The 16,976-nt window shown below is 32.3% G+C and carries 12 protein-coding genes; 6 read left to right on the forward strand and 6 right to left on the reverse strand.

Features of this window, described 5'->3' with window-relative positions; translation table 11 throughout:
* From DIS07_RS09695 to DIS07_RS09715, 5 genes are all read right to left on the reverse strand, one after another.
* Entirely contained in the window at nt 1-393 is a 393-nt protein-coding gene (locus tag DIS07_RS09695) for an ExbD/TolR family protein (RefSeq protein WP_109405032.1), read from the reverse strand.
* 1 nt (nt 394) lies between these two features.
* The gene (locus tag DIS07_RS09700; RefSeq protein WP_109405033.1) at nt 395-1,084 is read right to left on the reverse strand and encodes a MotA/TolQ/ExbB proton channel family protein; all 690 of its coding nucleotides are present in this window, start codon (nt 1,082-1,084) and stop codon (nt 395-397) included.
* 132 nt (nt 1,085-1,216) lie between these two features.
* Complete coding sequence (gene nhaD, locus DIS07_RS09705) at nt 1,217-2,620, reverse strand: sodium:proton antiporter NhaD (protein WP_109405034.1); 1,404 nt, start codon at nt 2,618-2,620, stop codon at nt 1,217-1,219.
* 23 nt (nt 2,621-2,643) lie between these two features.
* The gene (locus DIS07_RS09710; protein ID WP_109405035.1) at nt 2,644-3,870 is read right to left on the reverse strand and encodes a Glu/Leu/Phe/Val dehydrogenase dimerization domain-containing protein; all 1,227 of its coding nucleotides are present in this window, start codon (nt 3,868-3,870) and stop codon (nt 2,644-2,646) included.
* A 179-nt stretch (nt 3,871-4,049) separates the two neighbouring features.
* Complete coding sequence (locus DIS07_RS09715) at nt 4,050-5,105, reverse strand: anhydro-N-acetylmuramic acid kinase (RefSeq protein WP_109405036.1); 1,056 nt, start codon at nt 5,103-5,105, stop codon at nt 4,050-4,052.
* A gap of 92 nt (nt 5,106-5,197) precedes the next feature.
* Between DIS07_RS09715 and DIS07_RS09720 the strand changes: the two genes are divergently transcribed.
* On the forward strand, nt 5,198-6,340 hold the full coding sequence (locus DIS07_RS09720; RefSeq protein WP_109405037.1) for an acyl-CoA dehydrogenase: 1,143 nt from the start codon (nt 5,198-5,200) through the stop codon (nt 6,338-6,340).
* A gap of 263 nt (nt 6,341-6,603) precedes the next feature.
* Here DIS07_RS09720 and DIS07_RS09725 read toward each other — a convergent pair whose 3' ends face one another.
* Nucleotides 6,604-7,389: a tRNA pseudouridine synthase A gene (locus tag DIS07_RS09725; RefSeq protein WP_109405038.1), complete on the reverse strand. Its 786-nt coding sequence runs from the start codon at nt 7,387-7,389 to the stop codon at nt 6,604-6,606.
* Nucleotides 7,390-7,663: 274 nt separating this feature from the next.
* Between DIS07_RS09725 and DIS07_RS09730 the strand changes: the two genes are divergently transcribed.
* From DIS07_RS09730 to DIS07_RS09750, 5 genes are all read left to right on the forward strand, one after another.
* Nucleotides 7,664-8,650: an outer membrane beta-barrel protein gene (locus DIS07_RS09730; protein ID WP_109405039.1), complete on the forward strand. Its 987-nt coding sequence runs from the start codon at nt 7,664-7,666 to the stop codon at nt 8,648-8,650.
* Between the two features lie 66 nt (nt 8,651-8,716).
* Complete coding sequence (locus DIS07_RS09735) at nt 8,717-9,067, forward strand: P-II family nitrogen regulator (protein WP_109405040.1); 351 nt, start codon at nt 8,717-8,719, stop codon at nt 9,065-9,067.
* Between the two features lie 6 nt (nt 9,068-9,073).
* Nucleotides 9,074-10,300: an ammonium transporter gene (locus DIS07_RS09740; RefSeq protein WP_109405041.1), complete on the forward strand. Its 1,227-nt coding sequence runs from the start codon at nt 9,074-9,076 to the stop codon at nt 10,298-10,300.
* A 214-nt stretch (nt 10,301-10,514) separates the two neighbouring features.
* Nucleotides 10,515-15,026: a glutamate synthase large subunit gene (gene gltB / locus DIS07_RS09745; RefSeq protein ID WP_109405042.1), complete on the forward strand. Its 4,512-nt coding sequence runs from the start codon at nt 10,515-10,517 to the stop codon at nt 15,024-15,026.
* A 4-nt stretch (nt 15,027-15,030) separates the two neighbouring features.
* Nucleotides 15,031-16,494 carry a glutamate synthase subunit beta gene (locus tag DIS07_RS09750; RefSeq protein WP_109405043.1) on the forward strand — a complete coding sequence of 488 codons (1,464 nt, stop codon included), beginning with the start codon at nt 15,031-15,033 and terminating at the stop codon, nt 16,492-16,494.
* Nucleotides 16,495-16,976: the final 482 nt, after the last annotated feature.

Below are 16,976 nucleotides of genomic sequence, written 5' to 3' on the forward strand. Positions count from 1 at the left end.
TTATTTGCCTTTTACAGCTAAAATCATTTTTAATTTATTCTTATTTGCAATATCGATTACTTTCATGACATTTTTATAAGGTACATTTTGATCTCCGCGAATTACAATTGTTTTCTTTTTATCAACTCCAACGCTATTTAAAATAGCACTTTCTAATTTTGAAGAACCAACTAAAGTTTTATCAATATAAAATTGAGATTTACTAGTAATTGTTACCGCAACTGACTTGTTATTTTCAGTTTTCCCACCTGCTTTAGGCAACAAAACATCAATAGCACTAACAGTTACCAATGTAGATGTTAACATAAAAAATATCAACAATAAAAACACAATATCTGTCATTGATGACATATTGAAAGATGGATCTACTTTATTTCTTCCTCGAATATTCATGTTAAACAGGCTCGTTTAATAAGTCTAAAAACTCAACTGATTTTGCCTCCATTTGATATACCACTTTATTGGTTCTTACCACTAAATGATTATAAGTAATATAAGCAATAATACCAACAATCAATCCGGCTACAGTAGTTGTCATTGCTGTATACAATCCATCTGAAAGCATCTTTATATCTATTTGTCCACCGGCATTTGCAATTTCATGAATAGCTACTATCATTCCAATTACAGTTCCTAAAAACCCAATCATTGGAGCAGCTCCTGCTATTGTTGCTAAAATACTGACATTTTTTTCTAATTGGTAAATTTCTAATTTACCAGCAGTTTCTATAGCTGTATTTATATCTTCTAAAGGTTTTCCAATTCTTGAAATCCCTTTACCAATTAGTCTTGATGTTGGCGAGTTTTTGCTTTTACAAAGTGCATCAGCAGATTCCAATTTTCCATTAGAAACATAATCCTTAATTTGGTTCATGAAATTTTTATCAACTTTTGATGCTGATTTTATGGCAAAAAAACGTTCGAAATAGATATACAACGCTACTGCCAATAAAATAAAAAGTAGTGCAATAATAATTTGCCCACCTAACCCCCCATCCATAATTAATTTATAAATAGATAAAGTTTTTTCTTCGGAAACAGTTTCTTCTATTAATTCTTTATTTTCTTGAAAAAATGATATCATTCAATTCTCTTTTAAGTTCTAAACTGTTAACGAGGATTTTTTTTAAAAATTGCTTTTAATATTTTTTATCAAAAAAAATGCCACTCTACAAATATTATTGTAGAATGACATTTAAATTTTTGAAATAATCAATTAAATAAACATCCTTATAATAACAAAAGATACTGATCCTACTAAAAATCCTATTAATGCCAACCAAGATATTTTCTTTAAATACCAGAAAAAATCAATTTTCTCCATCCCCATTGCAACAACACCAGCAGCAGAACCAATAATTAACATACTTCCACCTGTACCTGCAGAAAACGCTATAAAATGCCATAAAGGATTATCTAAAGACTCAGAGAACATCCCTAAACTTGCGGCCACTAAAGGTACATTATCGATAACGGCAGAACCTATACCTAATAAAATTACAACTAAATCAGAAACCCCAGTACCAGCTAACTCAGAGCCCATTAGCGGAATACCTTCTTTTAAACTATCTGCAAAGTTGAATAAAATCCCTAAAGATTCAAGAGCTGCTACTGCCATTAAAATTCCCAAAAAGAATAAAATACTTGGCATTTCTATTTTTGATAAAGAATGATGTACAGGGCTGTGGTGAGCGGTAGAAGCATGTTCTTCTGCCTCTTCGCCTTGAGCACTCGAAATAGAAAATTTAGAATTACTATAAATCTCTGCAAATGTAGCCACAATACCTAAAGACAACATCATGCCCACATAAGGTGGCAAATGAGTTACTGTCTTAAATACTGGCACAAATAGAATAGCACCTAAGCCTAAATACAACATTCTTGCACTATGTTGACTTTTTGGTTTTTCAACTTCATTTTCATCATAATCAATTTCACCTTTAAAAGCTGGCAAAAATGTTGCTATAAAAGTTGGCACAACCATACATAATAATGATGGAATAAATAAATACATAAATAACATACCTGTACTTACTTTATCTCCAATCCAAAGCATTGTTGTAGTAACATCTCCAATTGGCGAAAAGGCCCCACCTGCATTGGCTGCAATAATAATTAAACCTGCAAACCAAATTCTATCATCTCTGGTTTTTACAATTTTTTGTAAAATAGAAATTAAAACAATTGTTGCAGTTAAATTATCGATAATGGCAGATAAAATAAATGCTAATACTGAAAACATCCAAAGTAATTTCTTTTTACTTTTAAAGTTCACATATCCTTTAATGGTAGAGAAACCATCAAAATAATCGATAATCTCTACAATGGTCATCGCGCCTAAAAGAAAAACTAAAATTTCTGCTGTTTTTCCTAAGTGATGCAATAAGGTTTCTTCTACTAAATGTAACTTGTCATCATGAACCATGGAAGCAAAACCATCAACCAAACCATGATTAGCGGAATCAAACCAATTAGAGAAATTATCAATTCCCAAAGCTACCAAAGCCCAACACACCGCCATCATAATTAAGGCGGGTATTAATTTGTCTAATTTTAAATTATGTTCTAGAGTAATGGCTAAATACCCCATTACAAATACAATAATAATCACTGATTCCATATATAATTAGTTTTTGTTTACATTTATATTAATTCTTTTAAAGCAATTGCAAAAGCTGTTTCACTAATATTGTATTTAGATCCATTTTTTGCAAAGGTTCTTTCTAAAGCTTTTTTTATTACTCTAGAAGTATCTTCGAAAATTGCTTTATCAGACATTCCTACTCTTCTTTCCATAAAATAAGCAAATACTCTAGCCATTCCACAATTAGAAATAAAATCTGGTATTAAACTTACTTTTTTATCAGTATCTTCCATTATTGAACCAAAGAAAATTTCTTTGTCAGCAAATGGAACATTAGCACCACAAGTTATTACCTCTAAACCAGTGTCTATCATCTGATTAATTTGTTCTTGTGTCACTAACCTTGATGCTGCACATGGTGCGAATATTTCACATTTTAAATTCCATATTTTTTTATTGATTTCCTGAAAAGGTATCATTTTTTCTGCTATTAGAGTATTTCTATGCTTTCTCAAGAAAAATTCTCTTATTTCTTGAAAAGAAAATCCATCCTCATTAATTACTCCTCCAACCCTATCAATAATCCCAACAACTTTAACACCCATTTGAGCTAAATAAAAAGCTGCCGCAGAACCTACATTTCCAAAACCTTGAACAACTGCTTTTTTCCCAGCAACCTCACCTCCATAAACACCATAATAATGCTTAACAGCCTCAGCAACACCAAAACCTGTAATCATATCTGCTACAGTATATTTTTTCGAAATATCAGGAGAATAAAAATCACTTTCTATGACTTTTATCACACCGTGCCTTAATTGTCCAATTCTATTAATTTTATCTGCTTCTGTTGGTTTAAAATGCCCATTAAAAACCCCTTCTTGAGGATGCCAAACCCCACTTTCTTCTGTAATCGGAATTACTTCATGAATTTCATCAACATTTAAATCACCTCCAGTACCATAATAATTCTTTAACAGTGGAGATACCGCTTTAAACCACCTCTCTAAAACTCCTTTTTTTCGAGGGTCGTGCGGGTCAAAATTAATTCCTGATTTAGCTCCCCCAATAGCAGGACCAGATACAGTAAACTTCACTTCCATCGTTTTTGCTAAAGAAAGCACCTCATTCATATCCAACCCCTTCCTCATTCTTGTACCTCCTCCAGCTGCACCACCTCTTAAAGAGTTTATAACCGTCCAACCTTCTGCTTCTGTTTCTGAATCTTTCCAGTTAAAAACAATCTCAGGTTGTTTATTCTCGTATTTTTTTAATAAATCTTTCATTCTAAAATTTTAAATCAATTAACTTTTCTGTTTTTTAAACAATTTTATTCTTAAGATAAAATCCCCTTCAGGGGAAAAGTTACAATTGATTCATTTGTATTTTTTTTTGAAAAATCATTATTTTGATACTTCACAAATTTACAGTAAAAAAGTGAGGGTTCAAATTTTTATTATACAGATTAAGGGTAAAAAACAACACCAGATGAATGGTCTTTTTCTGCCCCTGTTACAGAACACAAACAATTTACCTGATTATCAAACTTTAACAAACCTAAAAAAGCAAAAATTAAAGCTTCTTTATAATCTATTAATTGTTTTCCTGGCAATGAAATTTTAACTTTACACATTGCTTCTATTCTACTTATCAAAAAAGAATTGAAAGCTCCACCTCCTGTTATTAATAATGAATCATTATGAATCTCTTTAGAAATCTGAATTGCAATATGTTCTACAAAAGTTCTTAATATTGATGAGACATCAGTTTCTAAAACATCAATCAAAGGAAAAATATTTTTCTGCACCCACTCTAAACCTAGAGATTTTGGAGGCTCTAAACTGTAAAAAGACATTTTATTAAGTTCATTTAGAAGATTTTGATTTAACATTCCTTTTGAAGCTATTTCTCCTTTATTATCATATTCAAAACCCAATTTGTTAACATAATGATTTAATACGATATTAACAGGGCAAATATCAAAAGCAATTCTTTTCCCATTTTCCCTGTAAGAAACATTCGAAAACCCACCAAGATTTAGACAATATTTATACTCGTGAAAAAGCAACTCATCTCCGATAGGAACTAACGGAGCTCCTTGCCCGCCTAATTTTACATCTTGTGTTCTAAAATCACAAATCACTTTTTGTTTAGTGCTATTTGCTATAGTTTGTCCATCGCCAATTTGTAAAGTGATTCCTTTTTTTGGTTGATGTAAAATAGTATGTCCGTGAGAAGCTATAAAATCTATAGTACTAACCTGAAACCTATCAACAAAATCAAGAATAATTTCACCTAACATCATTCCATAACTAACATCTAACTCATCTAAATCATCCTTAGAAAAATGAATTCCTTTCTGTAATTTCTCCTTCCATTCAACAGTATATGAAACTGTCTCTGCATTAATAATTTTAAAATACTCAGGGCTATTCTTAACAAATTTCACATACACCAAATCAACTCCATCCAAAGACGTCCCAGACATAACCCCAATCGCAAAAACTTCTTTTTTATTCATATCCGTAAAATTAAGAAAACTTTATTGATAATATCTTACGAAATCGATATCTTTGACGCTATAAATTACGAATTTAATAAAAATAAATAGCAATGGATTTTAGTTTAACAGAAGAACACATAATGATTCGAGATGCGGCAAGAGATTTTGCCCAAACAGAATTACTTCCTGGTGTTATTGAAAGAGATAATAAACAAGAATTTCCTAATGAACTGGTAAAAAAAATGGGGAATTTAGGTTTTCTTGGAATTATGGTTGACCCAGAATACGGAGGAAGCGGAATGGACGCCATTTCATATGTACTAATTATGGAAGAATTATCAAAAATTGATGCCTCAGCTTCTGTTATGGTTTCTGTAAACAACTCTTTGGTATGCTATGGCTTAGAAGCTTTTGGAACAGAAGAGCAAAAACAAAAATACTTGACAAAATTAGCAACTGGCGAATACCTAGGGGCTTTTTGCTTAAGTGAACCAGAAGCAGGCTCAGACGCCACCTCACAAGCAACAACAGCAATAGACAAAGGAGATTATTACTTAATAAATGGAACAAAAAACTGGATTACAAATGGAGGGCGTTCCGATGTATATTTAGTTATTGCACAAACCGACAGAGACAAAGGCCACAGAGGAATTAACGCTTTTATTATTGAAAAAGGCGTGAAAGGCTTCCATATTGGACCTAAAGAAGACAAATTAGGAATTAGAGGCTCTGACACACATACTTTGCAATTTAATGATGTGAAAGTACCTAAAGAAAATAGAATTGGTGAAGATGGATTTGGCTTCAAGTTCGCAATGAAAACCCTTTCTGGCGGTAGAATTGGTATTGCTGCTCAAGCTTTAGGTATTGCTTCTGGCGCTTATGAATTAGCTTTAAAATACAGTAAAGAACGTAAAGCTTTTGGAACAGAAATTTGCAATCATCAAGCAATTGCGTTCAAATTAGCAGATATGTACACCGAAATTGAAGCTGCGAGAATGTTGGTTATGAAAGCTGCTTGGGATAAAGACCAAGGGAACAATTATGACATGTCTTCTGCAATGGCAAAATTATACGCTAGTAAAGTTGCCATGGAACAAACAGTTGAAGCTGTTCAAATTCATGGTGGTAATGGTTTTGTTAAAGAATATCATGTAGAACGTTTAATGCGCGATGCAAAAATTACTCAGATATACGAAGGAACTTCAGAAATTCAGAAAATTGTAATTTCTAGAGAAGTTATTAAAGGATAAAATATAATCATAATATATAATGTATAGAAAATCCATCTTTTAAGATGGATTTTTCTTTTGGTTGCAACCTTTCAGGTAATGCTTTCAATTCTCGATTTTTAGTTTTGTTTTACCAATAAAAAACAAAAAGAGTTCAAACAAAGTTTCAATTCTTTGCGCACATTTCTATAAACTTAGTTAATAACCCAATGGTAACATGACTATTTTTAGTTTTTGAGCTCACGACACCCAAACCTCACAGGTTTCATATACTTGACAGGTCTTTACACATCTATAAATTGAACATCATACAATTGTAAACCAGAAGCTGGAGCAATATTTCTCATATTTTTTTTATCATTATCTACCTTTAAAGAAGTTTCAATAAAACTCAAATCAAGATTTCCTTTACCCACTTCAAATAAAGTTGCCATCATTAATCGTATTTGATAACGTAAAAAACCCTTCCCTTTTACCTTTAACACATAGGAGTGTTCTGGAAAAAAATCTGCGGTTAAAATATCATTTTCTACAATTTCGCAAGAATCTATTATTCTCTTAAATATAGTATTTGCAGATGGTTTTGTACAATATTTATCAAAATAATGTTCACCTTCAAAGAGTTTTGCAGCTTTCATCATTAATTCAACATCAAGAAAACCATCAACATTCACCAAAAAAGGAGCTGAAAACGGGTGATTCTTATCACCAAAAGAAAAATAATAATGATATTCTTTAATCTTATCAACGTTAATAATATTAAAACCAACATCAACTTGTTGCATAGAAGTTGCTCTTAAATCTGGAGAAAAGTTAGTATTTAAAGAATTCAAAAACTTACCTCTATCTAAAACTTCATCAACAAACAATTGAAAATAGTAAGTAGTTGCAGAAACTTTAGCATCTGTCCTTCCTATCCCTATGGTTTTATAATCACGATTTGAAAACACAAAAGAAAGTGTTTTATCTACCATATCGTGTAAGGTTTTAGCATTTTTTTGTTTTTGCCATCCAGAAAACCTAAACCCAAGAAACTGTAACCCTACTATATAAGAAACTGAGTATTTCATGGATGTAAATGTACAATAATTACATTTTTTTTTACAAAAAGTGCATTTTTATGAATATCTCAAAATTATCATTTAGTTTTTTACGAACCCTATATTTTTTATGTTAAAAAAAACTAAAAATACGTTTATCACAAAATAACCCCTATTTTTTTGAGGGGTTACATTAAAATTACAACGTTTTCGAAAAACACACCCCTTGTCAGTATAAATTAAATATATACTTTTGTCCCAGTTCAATTAATAAAAATCATTTAACACTAAAAGAACAACAATTATGAAAAAATTAATTTTTACTTTATTATTAGCAAGTAGCTTAATAGTAACTGGACAAGAAAAAGAAGACAAAGGAACTTTCACTTTAAGTGGTAGTGTAGACGTTTACCATAGTAGTAACCTTAGATCTAATTCTCCTGGTTCTATTGGAGTCTTATACGGAGGTAGCGGAGCTGCAAATGGATTTGGTTTAGGTATGGTAAATACAATTTTTTCTTACGAAAAAGGAAAAGCTGGAGTTGTAGCAGACTTAGCTTACGGGCCAAGAGCAAATGCTGCAAATGCTTACGAAGGAGCAATCAACCAATTATATGCTTACTATAAAGCATCTGAAAGTGTTACTTTTACTTTAGGTCAATTTAACACTTGGTATGGATACGAAGTTATTTCTCCTACTGGAAACTTTAACTACTCTGTATCTTATTTATTTAACGCAGGACCTTTTTCTCATACAGGTTTAAAAGTTGATTATGCAGCATCAGAAGATTTATCTTTCATGTTCGCATTAACAAACCCTCATGGTATTACTGCAGGTGCTAACCCATCAAGCAACTACCAACTAGGTTTTCAAACTGGTTACAAAGGGCAATACTTTAATTTAGCTTATGGTGCAGATGGATTTGGCTTTAACGACGTATTATACTTAGACTATACAGGTGGTTTCGATTTATCTGATTCATTTTTCTTAGGTATTAATGCTGCTTATGCAAATTCAAGTGATGCAGATGCTGGTTACCAAGGTGTAGCTTTATACTTACAAAACACTTTTTCTGATACTTTTTCTGTAGGATTAAGACCAGAATTTTTTACAACTACTTCTGGAGCAGGAGATGCAAGTCAGTCTGCTTATACTTTATCAGCTAATAAGTCTTTAACTTCTAGCTTAAATATAATCGCAGAATTAAGATATGACACTTCAAGTGATGTTACTTTCTTCGGAAAAGACAATGTTACTGGAGCTACTTTAGCAGCAGTTTACTCTTTCTAAAAAAAAACATAAAAAACCTACAAGCTAAAAACTTGTAGGTTTAAAACTTTTAAAACTATATACAAAATGAAAAAAATAGAAGCAATTATACGAAAATCAAAATTCAGAGCTGTAAAAGAAGCTTTGCATGACGTAGACGTAAACTTCTTCTCTTACTGGGATGTTACAGGTCTAGGAAACGAAAAAGAAGCACATGTCTACAGAGGAGTTAGCTATAGCACAAGTGATATTCAAAGAAGACATTTATCTATCGTAGTAAATGACGATTTTGAGCAAGTAACTATAGATGCTCTGATAAAATCTGCATCTACTGGAGAAGTAGGAGATGGTAAAATATTTGTTTCAGACATTAATGAAGCATATAGAATAAGAACAGGAGAAAAAGGTGGAAATACATTAAAAAAAATATCTAAATAATAAAAAATGGAATTACTTACTACAAATAATGTATGGATGATGATCTGTACAGCTTTAGTTTTCTTTATGCACACAGGATTTGCATTTTTAGAAATTGGCTTAACAAGACAAAAGAATACAATTAACATTTTATTCAAGAACATATTTATCATTACAGTTGGTCTATTATTATATTACATTGGTGGATTTAACTTAATGTACCCAGGTTTTGCAGATGGATCTGCTGGTATTATTGATTTTGCTGGATTTGGTATCTCAGCTCCTGAAAACGGAATGACTCCTGAATACGCTGATGGTGGTTACACTTGGTGGACAGATTTCTTATTCCAAGGAATGTTTGCCGCAACTGCTGCAACAATTGTTTCTGGTGCAGTAGCTGAAAGAATGAAAATTGGACCATTTATGATTTTTACAGTAATCTATGTTGGATTAATTTACCCAATTGCTGGATCATGGAAATGGGGTGGTGGATTCTTAGATCAAATGGGCTTTTATGACTTTGCAGGTTCTACTTTAGTTCACTCTGTAGGAGGATGGGCAGCTTTAGTTGCTGTATGGTTATTAGGTTCTAGAATTGGAAAATTCAAAAACGGAAAACCACAAGCAATCCCAGGTCACAGCATACCTTTAGCTACCGCTGGTGTATTAATACTATGGTTAGGATGGTTTGGTTTTAATGGTGGTTCAGTTTTATCTGCAGACCCAGAATTAACTTCTTTAACATTGGTTACAACCTGTTTAGCTGCTGCAGCTGGTGGTGTTATTGCAGCGTTAGTATCATTCATCAAATACAAAAACTTAGACTTAACAATGTTTTTAAATGGTATTCTTGGTGGTTTAGTTGGTATTACTGCTGGAGCCGACGTTATGACTCCTGAAAGTGCAATTATTATTGGAGCTATCGCTGGAGCTATAATTGTTTTTGCTGTTAGTTTTGTAGATGCTATTAAGCTAGATGACCCTGTTGGTGCAATTGCTGTTCACTTAATTTGTGGAATTTGGGGAACATTAGCTGTAGGTATTTTCTCTACGAACCCTGAACACACTTTCTTAATACAATTAACTGGAGTAGCTTGCTATGCTGCTTTTTGTTTAGTTTCATCTTTCTTAATCATATTTACATTAAAGAAAACAGTGGGAATTAGAGTTAGTGAAAGAGAAGAGTTAGAAGGTTTAGACGCTCATGAACATGGTATGGATGCTTATCCAGACTTCCGTTTAAATGAACATTAAACACTATTAACTATCTTAAAAAAGAAGCCTATAAATTTAAATTTATAGGCTTCTTTTTATTTTATGAATATGACAATAAAAAAGCCTATAATTGTCATAAATATTCTTTTTTTATCTTTTTTTTAATTTCATCATAAAAATTCCATCAAAAAACTCATAACGTTAACTTATATTCAATAAAATACATAGATTTGTAAACATAATTGAATATAATATGGAGAAACAAGGACTGTATTTACCAGAGTTTGAACATGAAAATTGTGGTGCTGGTTTTATATGTAATCTTAAGGGAGAAAAGACAAATCAAATCATTCATGATGCATTAGAAATATTAGTAAAACTAGAGCATAGAGGCGGTGTCAGTGCTGATGGAAAAACTGGTGATGGTGCAGGTTTATTAATAGATATTCCTCACGATTATTTTAAACGTGTTTGTAGTTTTTCTATACCGGAGCAAAGAGAATATGCAGTTGGAATGGTATTTCTTCCTAAAGTTGAAAACCAATACAATTTCTGTAAAACTAATTTTGAAAACGAAATTAAAGCACAAGGACTTGCTGTTTTAGGATGGAGAAAAGTCCCTGTAGATTCTACTCAATTAGGTGAAATAGCTCTAGCATCAGAACCAAACATAGAACAACTTTTTATTGGTAAAACTGAAGCTATTGATGAAGCAACTTTTAAAGCTAAATTATATGCAGCTCGTAAAATAACAGAGCATACAATTAGAGAATCTAAAATTTCTGAAGCCAATTATTTTTATGTTCCTAGTTTATCAATTACAACCATTATCTACAAAGGTATTATTATGCCAGAAGATATTGGGCCTTATTATTTAGACTTACAAGAAATAGATCTAGTAACGCGTTTAGCGTTAGTGCATCAGCGTTTTTCTACCAACACAATGCCTACTTGGGAGTTAGCACAACCGTTTAGACACATGTGTCAGAACGGAGAAATAAACACTTTACGTGGTAATGTAAGTAGAATGCGTGTACGAGAAGAAATCATGAAAAGTGAGGTGTTCGGACCGCAAATAGACAAACTTTTCCCAATAATTTTACCTGGAAAATCAGATTCTGCATCCATGGATATGGTTGTAGAATTATTAACACATACAGATAGATCTCTACCTGAAATTATGATGATGATGATTCCTGAAGCTTGGGAAAAACACAAAACAATGTCTTCAGAAAAAAAAGCATTTTATGAGTATAATGCTTGTATTATGGAACCTTGGGATGGACCCGCTTCAGTACCTTTTACAGATGGTGATTATATTGGTGCCTTACTAGACAGAAATGGTTTAAGACCTTCAAGATATACCTTAACTAAAAGTGGTAAATTAATTATGTCTTCTGAAGTTGGTGTGGTGGATATCGACCCTTCTGACATCGAAAAACATGGTCGTTTAGAACCCGGTAGAATGTTCTTAGTTGACATGAACGAAGGTAGGATTATTGATGATGCAGAAATCAAAAATAAAATTGTTTCAGAAAGACCATATCAAGAATGGTTAAATGAAACACGTTTACATTTAAAAGATGTTCCATATACCAATGAAACATGCCCAATTGAAACTATAGATATTAAAACACGTCAACGTTTATTTAATTATACTTTTGAAGATATTCAAGAAGTTATTACTCCAATGGCTCAAGCTGGTAAAGAAGCTTTAGGATCAATGGGAATTGACACTCCTTTAGCAGTTTTATCAGACAGACCTCAATTAATATCTAACTATTTTAAACAATTATTTGCACAAGTTACAAATCCACCTTTAGACGGAATTCGTGAAAATATTGTAACAGACATCAGTTTAAATTTAGGAAAAGATAGAAATATTTTTAGCATCACAGAGAGACAATGTAGAAAGCTAAGAATTCAAAACCCTGTAATTTCTAATGCCGATTTAGAAAAAATTAGAAGCATATCTATAGAAAGTTTTAAGTCAGAAACTATCCAAATTCTTTACCCTAAAGTACAAGGATTAAACGGACTAGAAGATGCTTTAGACAATATTGTGTTACAGGTAGAAAAAGCCTTAGAAAGAAAGACAAATATTATTATACTTTCTGATAGAGGAGTAAATCAAGAATTTGCTCCAATTCCTGCTTTGTTAGCTTGTTCTTATGTTAATCATCAATTAAACCGTTTACGCAAACGTTCTTATTTTGATATTATTATAGAATCTGCCGAACCACGTGAACCACATCATTTTGCTACTTTATTTGGTTATGGCGCTAGTGCTATCAACCCATATATGGTAAATGAAATCATCAGAATGCAAGTAAAAGAAGGCTTTATTTCTGATATGGATGAGCAACAAGCAGTTGATAACTTTAACTATGCTATTGGTAAAGGTATTTTAAAAATTATGAATAAAATAGGAATCTCTACTTTACATTCTTATAGAGGTTCTCAAATTTTTGAAATCGTAGGTTTCAACTCAGCTTTTGTTGAAAAGTACTTCCCTTATACTGCTTCAAGAGTTGAAGGTATCGGTTTGTATGAAATTGAAAAAGAAATTGACAGAAGATACAAACAAGCATACCCTAACAATCAAATAGATAAAAAACTAGGATTAAATGTTGGTGGCGATTATAGATGGAGACGTAATGGAGAACGTCACTTATTTAACCCAACAACAGTTGCCAAATTGCAACAAGCTGTACGTTTAAGTGATCAAAAAAGTTATGATGTATATTCACAAGCAATAAACGAACAATCTGAAAATTTAATGACCATTCGTGGTTTGTTTGAGTTTGATAACTTAGACCCTATTCCTTTAGAAGAAGTAGAACCTTGGACAGAAATTGTAAAACGTTTTAAAACAGGTGCAATGTCTTATGGGTCTATCTCTAGAGAAGCCCATGAAAATTTAGCTATTGCTATGAACAGAATTGGAGGTAAATCAAATTCTGGTGAAGGTGGTGAAGATAGAAGACGTTTCCAAAAAGACATTAACGGAGATAGTAGAAATTCTGCTATTAAGCAAGTTGCTTCTGGTAGATTTGGTGTAACTTCTCACTATTTATCTAACGCAAAAGAAATTCAAATAAAAATGGCACAAGGTGCTAAACCTGGTGAAGGTGGTCAGCTACCAGCTCACAAAGTTTTGCCTTGGATAGCAGATGCAAGAAATTCAACTCCTTTTGTTGGGTTAATTTCGCCTCCTCCACATCATGATATTTATTCTATTGAAGATTTAGCACAATTAATTTTCGATTTAAAAAATGCTAATCGCGAAGCAAGAATTAATGTAAAATTAGTATCAGAAGTTGGTGTTGGTACCATTGCTGCTGGTGTTGCTAAAGCTAAAGCTGATGTAGTATTAATCTCTGGTTATGATGGTGGTACAGGAGCTTCTCCTTTAACCTCTTTAAAACATGCTGGTTTACCTTGGGAACTTGGTTTATCTGAAGCACAACAGACTTTAGTCCTTAACGATTTAAGAAGTAGAATTGTAGTAGAATGTGATGGCCAGTTAAAAACAGGACGTGATGTAGCAATCGCTGCTTTATTAGGTGCAGAAGAATTTGGCTTTGCAACCGCGCCTCTGGTAGCTTCGGGTTGTATTATGATGCGTAAATGTCACTTAAACACTTGTCCTGTAGGTATTGCAACTCAAGATAAAGAGTTACGTAAAAACTTTAAAGGAACTCCAGAACACGTAATTAACTTCTTCTATTACGTAGCTGAAGAATTAAGAAAAATTATGGCACAACTTGGTTTCAGAACATTAGCTGATATGGTTGGTCAAACGCATAAGATAAACGCTAACAAGGCTATCAAACATTACAAAGCAAAAGGTTTAGATTTATCTAGTATTTTACATAGACCATCTGCCTACAGAGAAAGTATTGTTAGAAATACTGAACAACAAGATCATAATCTTGAAAATGTTTTAGATTTTACAATTTTAAAAGACTCTCACAGAGCTTTATATCGTAAAGAGAAGATGAATCTTGTTTATCCTATTAAAAACACCGACAGAACTGTTGGAGCTATTGTAAGTAATGAAATTTCTAAAATATACGGGCACTTAGGTTTACCTGAAGATACATTAAACATCAACTTTACAGGATCTGCTGGTCAGAGTTTTGGGGCTTTTGGTGCATTTGGGTTAACATTTACTCTTGAAGGAAACACAAACGATTATTTAGGTAAAGGTTTATCTGGAGCCAAATTAATTATTAAAAAACCTAAAGAAGCAGATTTTATTGCTGATGAAAATATTATAGTAGGTAATGTATGTTTATTTGGTGCAGTAAATGGTCAAGCTTATATTAATGGAATTGCAGGAGAGCGTTTTGCAGTTCGTAATTCTGGAGCAACCGCGGTTGTAGAAGGTGTTGGGGATCACTGTTGTGAATACATGACAGGTGGTAAAGTAGTTGTGTTAGGTAAAACAGGTAGAAACTTTGCTGCAGGTATGAGTGGAGGTATTGCTTATGTTTACGATCCAGAAAAACTATTTATAAATGGATTATGTAATACTGAAACCATAGAGTTTGAATCAGTTGAAGGAGATGATGCTGCCGATTTAAAATCAACTATAGAAAAACACGTTTTATATACTGATAGTAAAAAAGGTGCAGCTTTATTAGCAGATTGGAATACTACTTTAAATAATTTTGTAAAAGTAATGCCAACTGAATACAAACGTGCATTAAAACGTTTAGAAACTGAAGAACCAATGGTAGAAGAATTAACAATAGCATAGTGTCATGGGAAAAGTAACAGGATTTAAAGAATTTGAAAGACAAGATGAGAAATACACTTCTGTAAAAGAACGTGTAAAACATTATAAAGAATTTACGGTTCCTCTTTCTGAAGAACAAATAACAAAACAAGGTTCACGTTGTATGGACTGTGGTATCCCTTTTTGTCATAGTGGATGCCCATTAGGAAATCTAATTCCTGATTTCAACCACATGGTACATCAAGGAGAATGGAAAAAAGCCTCATGGATTTTACATTCTACCAATAATTTTCCTGAATTTACAGGACGTTTATGTCCTGCTCCTTGTGAGAAATCTTGTGTATTGGGTATTATCGAAGACCCAGTATCTATCGAAAATATAGAAAAAAACATTGTTGAACGTGCTTTTAAAGAAGGATGGATTAAACCACAACCTCCAAAATCAAGAACTGGTAAAACTGTTGCTGTAATAGGTTCTGGTCCCGCCGGTTTAGCAGCTGCACAACAATTAAACAGAGCAGGTCATACTGTTACTGTTTTTGAAAGAGATGATGAAGTAGGAGGATTATTACGCTACGGAATTCCTAATTTTAAAATGGAAAAAGGAATTATAGACAGACGTGTAGCCATTTTAGAGGCTGAAGGTATTACTTTTAAAACCAATGTAAATGTTGGTGTAAATTATGACGTTGAAGATTTAAAAGCTTTCGATTCTGTAGTTTTATGTGGTGGTGCTACAGAAAGACGTAGCTTACCTACTCCTGGTATTAATGCTAACGGAGTTGTACAAGCAATGGATTTCTTAACTCAACAAACAAAAGTATTATTTGGTAAAGAAGTAAAAGACCAAGTAATGGCTACAGATAAAAATGTAATTGTAATTGGTGGTGGAGATACAGGTTCAGATTGTATTGGTACTTCGAATCGTCACGGAGCAAAATCTGTGGTAAATTTTGAAATTATGCCTAAACCTCCTGGTCATAGATCTCCGACTACTCCTTGGCCTTTTTGGCCATTACAATTAAAAACATCTTCTTCTCATCAAGAAGGTGTAGAACGTAATTGGCTTATTAATACTAAAGAATTTATTACTGATGATAACAATAAACTTATAGCATTAAAAACAGTTAATGTTGAATGGAAAATGGTACCTGGACAAAGACCTCAATTAATTGAAATTGCAGGAACAGAAAAAACCTGGCCGTGTGATTTAGCTTTATTAGCCTTAGGTTTTACAGGTCCGGAAAGTACCTTAGCAGATAAATTAGGTATCCTAAAAGATGTCCGTTCTAACTACAAAGCAGAATACGGTAAATACCAAACTAATATTCCAAATATTTTTACAGCTGGTGATATGCGTAGAGGACAATCTCTAATTGTTTGGGCAATTTCAGAAGGTCGTGAAGCTGCAAGACAAGTAGATATCTATTTAATGGGTAAATCAGACCTACCTTCTAAAGACGTATCAGGAGATTTAGTTCCTATGTAATAAAACCCAATATAATAGCTTAAAAAAACCCAGAAACTCATCAATTTTCATTTTGATGAGTTTTTTTTGTTTAAGATAATGTTTTACATCATTATAAATAAAGGATTAATACCCATTCACTTAATTCTTAAGTCTTAAGCTTAAAAGATACTAACGTTTTGTTTATAACCAAAATATAAATACAAAATTGTTTGCATATTGGACGAATATTTATAGTATCATAAAAAAATATTAAGAGAATAAATATTTACATGTATTTCAAAAAATAGGATAAAATCAAAATGCTCTATAATTTAGCGAGAAGAAAATCACTTATAGTTTTTTAGGTATAGATGCTTCTCTAAATATTATTAAAACTATAAATCAATAACGAAAATACATCAATATATTACATAAAATCTAACAATTTTTCATAAAAAAGCCTCATATCTTAAAGATATGAGGCTTGTAAGTCTTGACTATATCAAGATAAAGAAAGGCAG

This window comes from Polaribacter aquimarinus (genome assembly GCF_003129485.1).
GTDB lineage: Bacteria > Bacteroidota > Bacteroidia > Flavobacteriales > Flavobacteriaceae > Polaribacter > Polaribacter aquimarinus.

What these genes read in the sequence shown, in the direction of transcription:
- DIS07_RS09720 (WP_109405037.1), top strand. Translation starts at nt 5,198, where the DNA reads ATGGATTTTAGTTTAACAGAAGAACACATAATGATTCGAGATGCGGCA.
- DIS07_RS09715 (WP_109405036.1), bottom strand. Translation starts at nt 5,105, where the DNA reads ATGAATAAAAAAGAAGTTTTTGCGATTGGGGTTATGTCTGGGACGTCT.
- DIS07_RS09700 (WP_109405033.1), bottom strand. Translation starts at nt 1,084, where the DNA reads ATGATATCATTTTTTCAAGAAAATAAAGAATTAATAGAAGAAACTGTT.
- DIS07_RS09735 (WP_109405040.1), top strand. Translation starts at nt 8,717, where the DNA reads ATGAAAAAAATAGAAGCAATTATACGAAAATCAAAATTCAGAGCTGTA.
- gltB (WP_109405042.1), top strand. Translation starts at nt 10,515, where the DNA reads ATGGAGAAACAAGGACTGTATTTACCAGAGTTTGAACATGAAAATTGT.
- DIS07_RS09730 (WP_109405039.1), top strand. Translation starts at nt 7,664, where the DNA reads ATGAAAAAATTAATTTTTACTTTATTATTAGCAAGTAGCTTAATAGTA.
- DIS07_RS09750 (WP_109405043.1), top strand. Translation starts at nt 15,031, where the DNA reads ATGGGAAAAGTAACAGGATTTAAAGAATTTGAAAGACAAGATGAGAAA.
- DIS07_RS09695 (WP_109405032.1), bottom strand. Translation starts at nt 393, where the DNA reads ATGAATATTCGAGGAAGAAATAAAGTAGATCCATCTTTCAATATGTCA.
- DIS07_RS09740 (WP_109405041.1), top strand. Translation starts at nt 9,074, where the DNA reads ATGGAATTACTTACTACAAATAATGTATGGATGATGATCTGTACAGCT.
- nhaD (WP_109405034.1), bottom strand. Translation starts at nt 2,620, where the DNA reads ATGGAATCAGTGATTATTATTGTATTTGTAATGGGGTATTTAGCCATT.
- DIS07_RS09710 (WP_109405035.1), bottom strand. Translation starts at nt 3,870, where the DNA reads ATGAAAGATTTATTAAAAAAATACGAGAATAAACAACCTGAGATTGTT.
- DIS07_RS09725 (WP_109405038.1), bottom strand. Translation starts at nt 7,389, where the DNA reads ATGAAATACTCAGTTTCTTATATAGTAGGGTTACAGTTTCTTGGGTTT.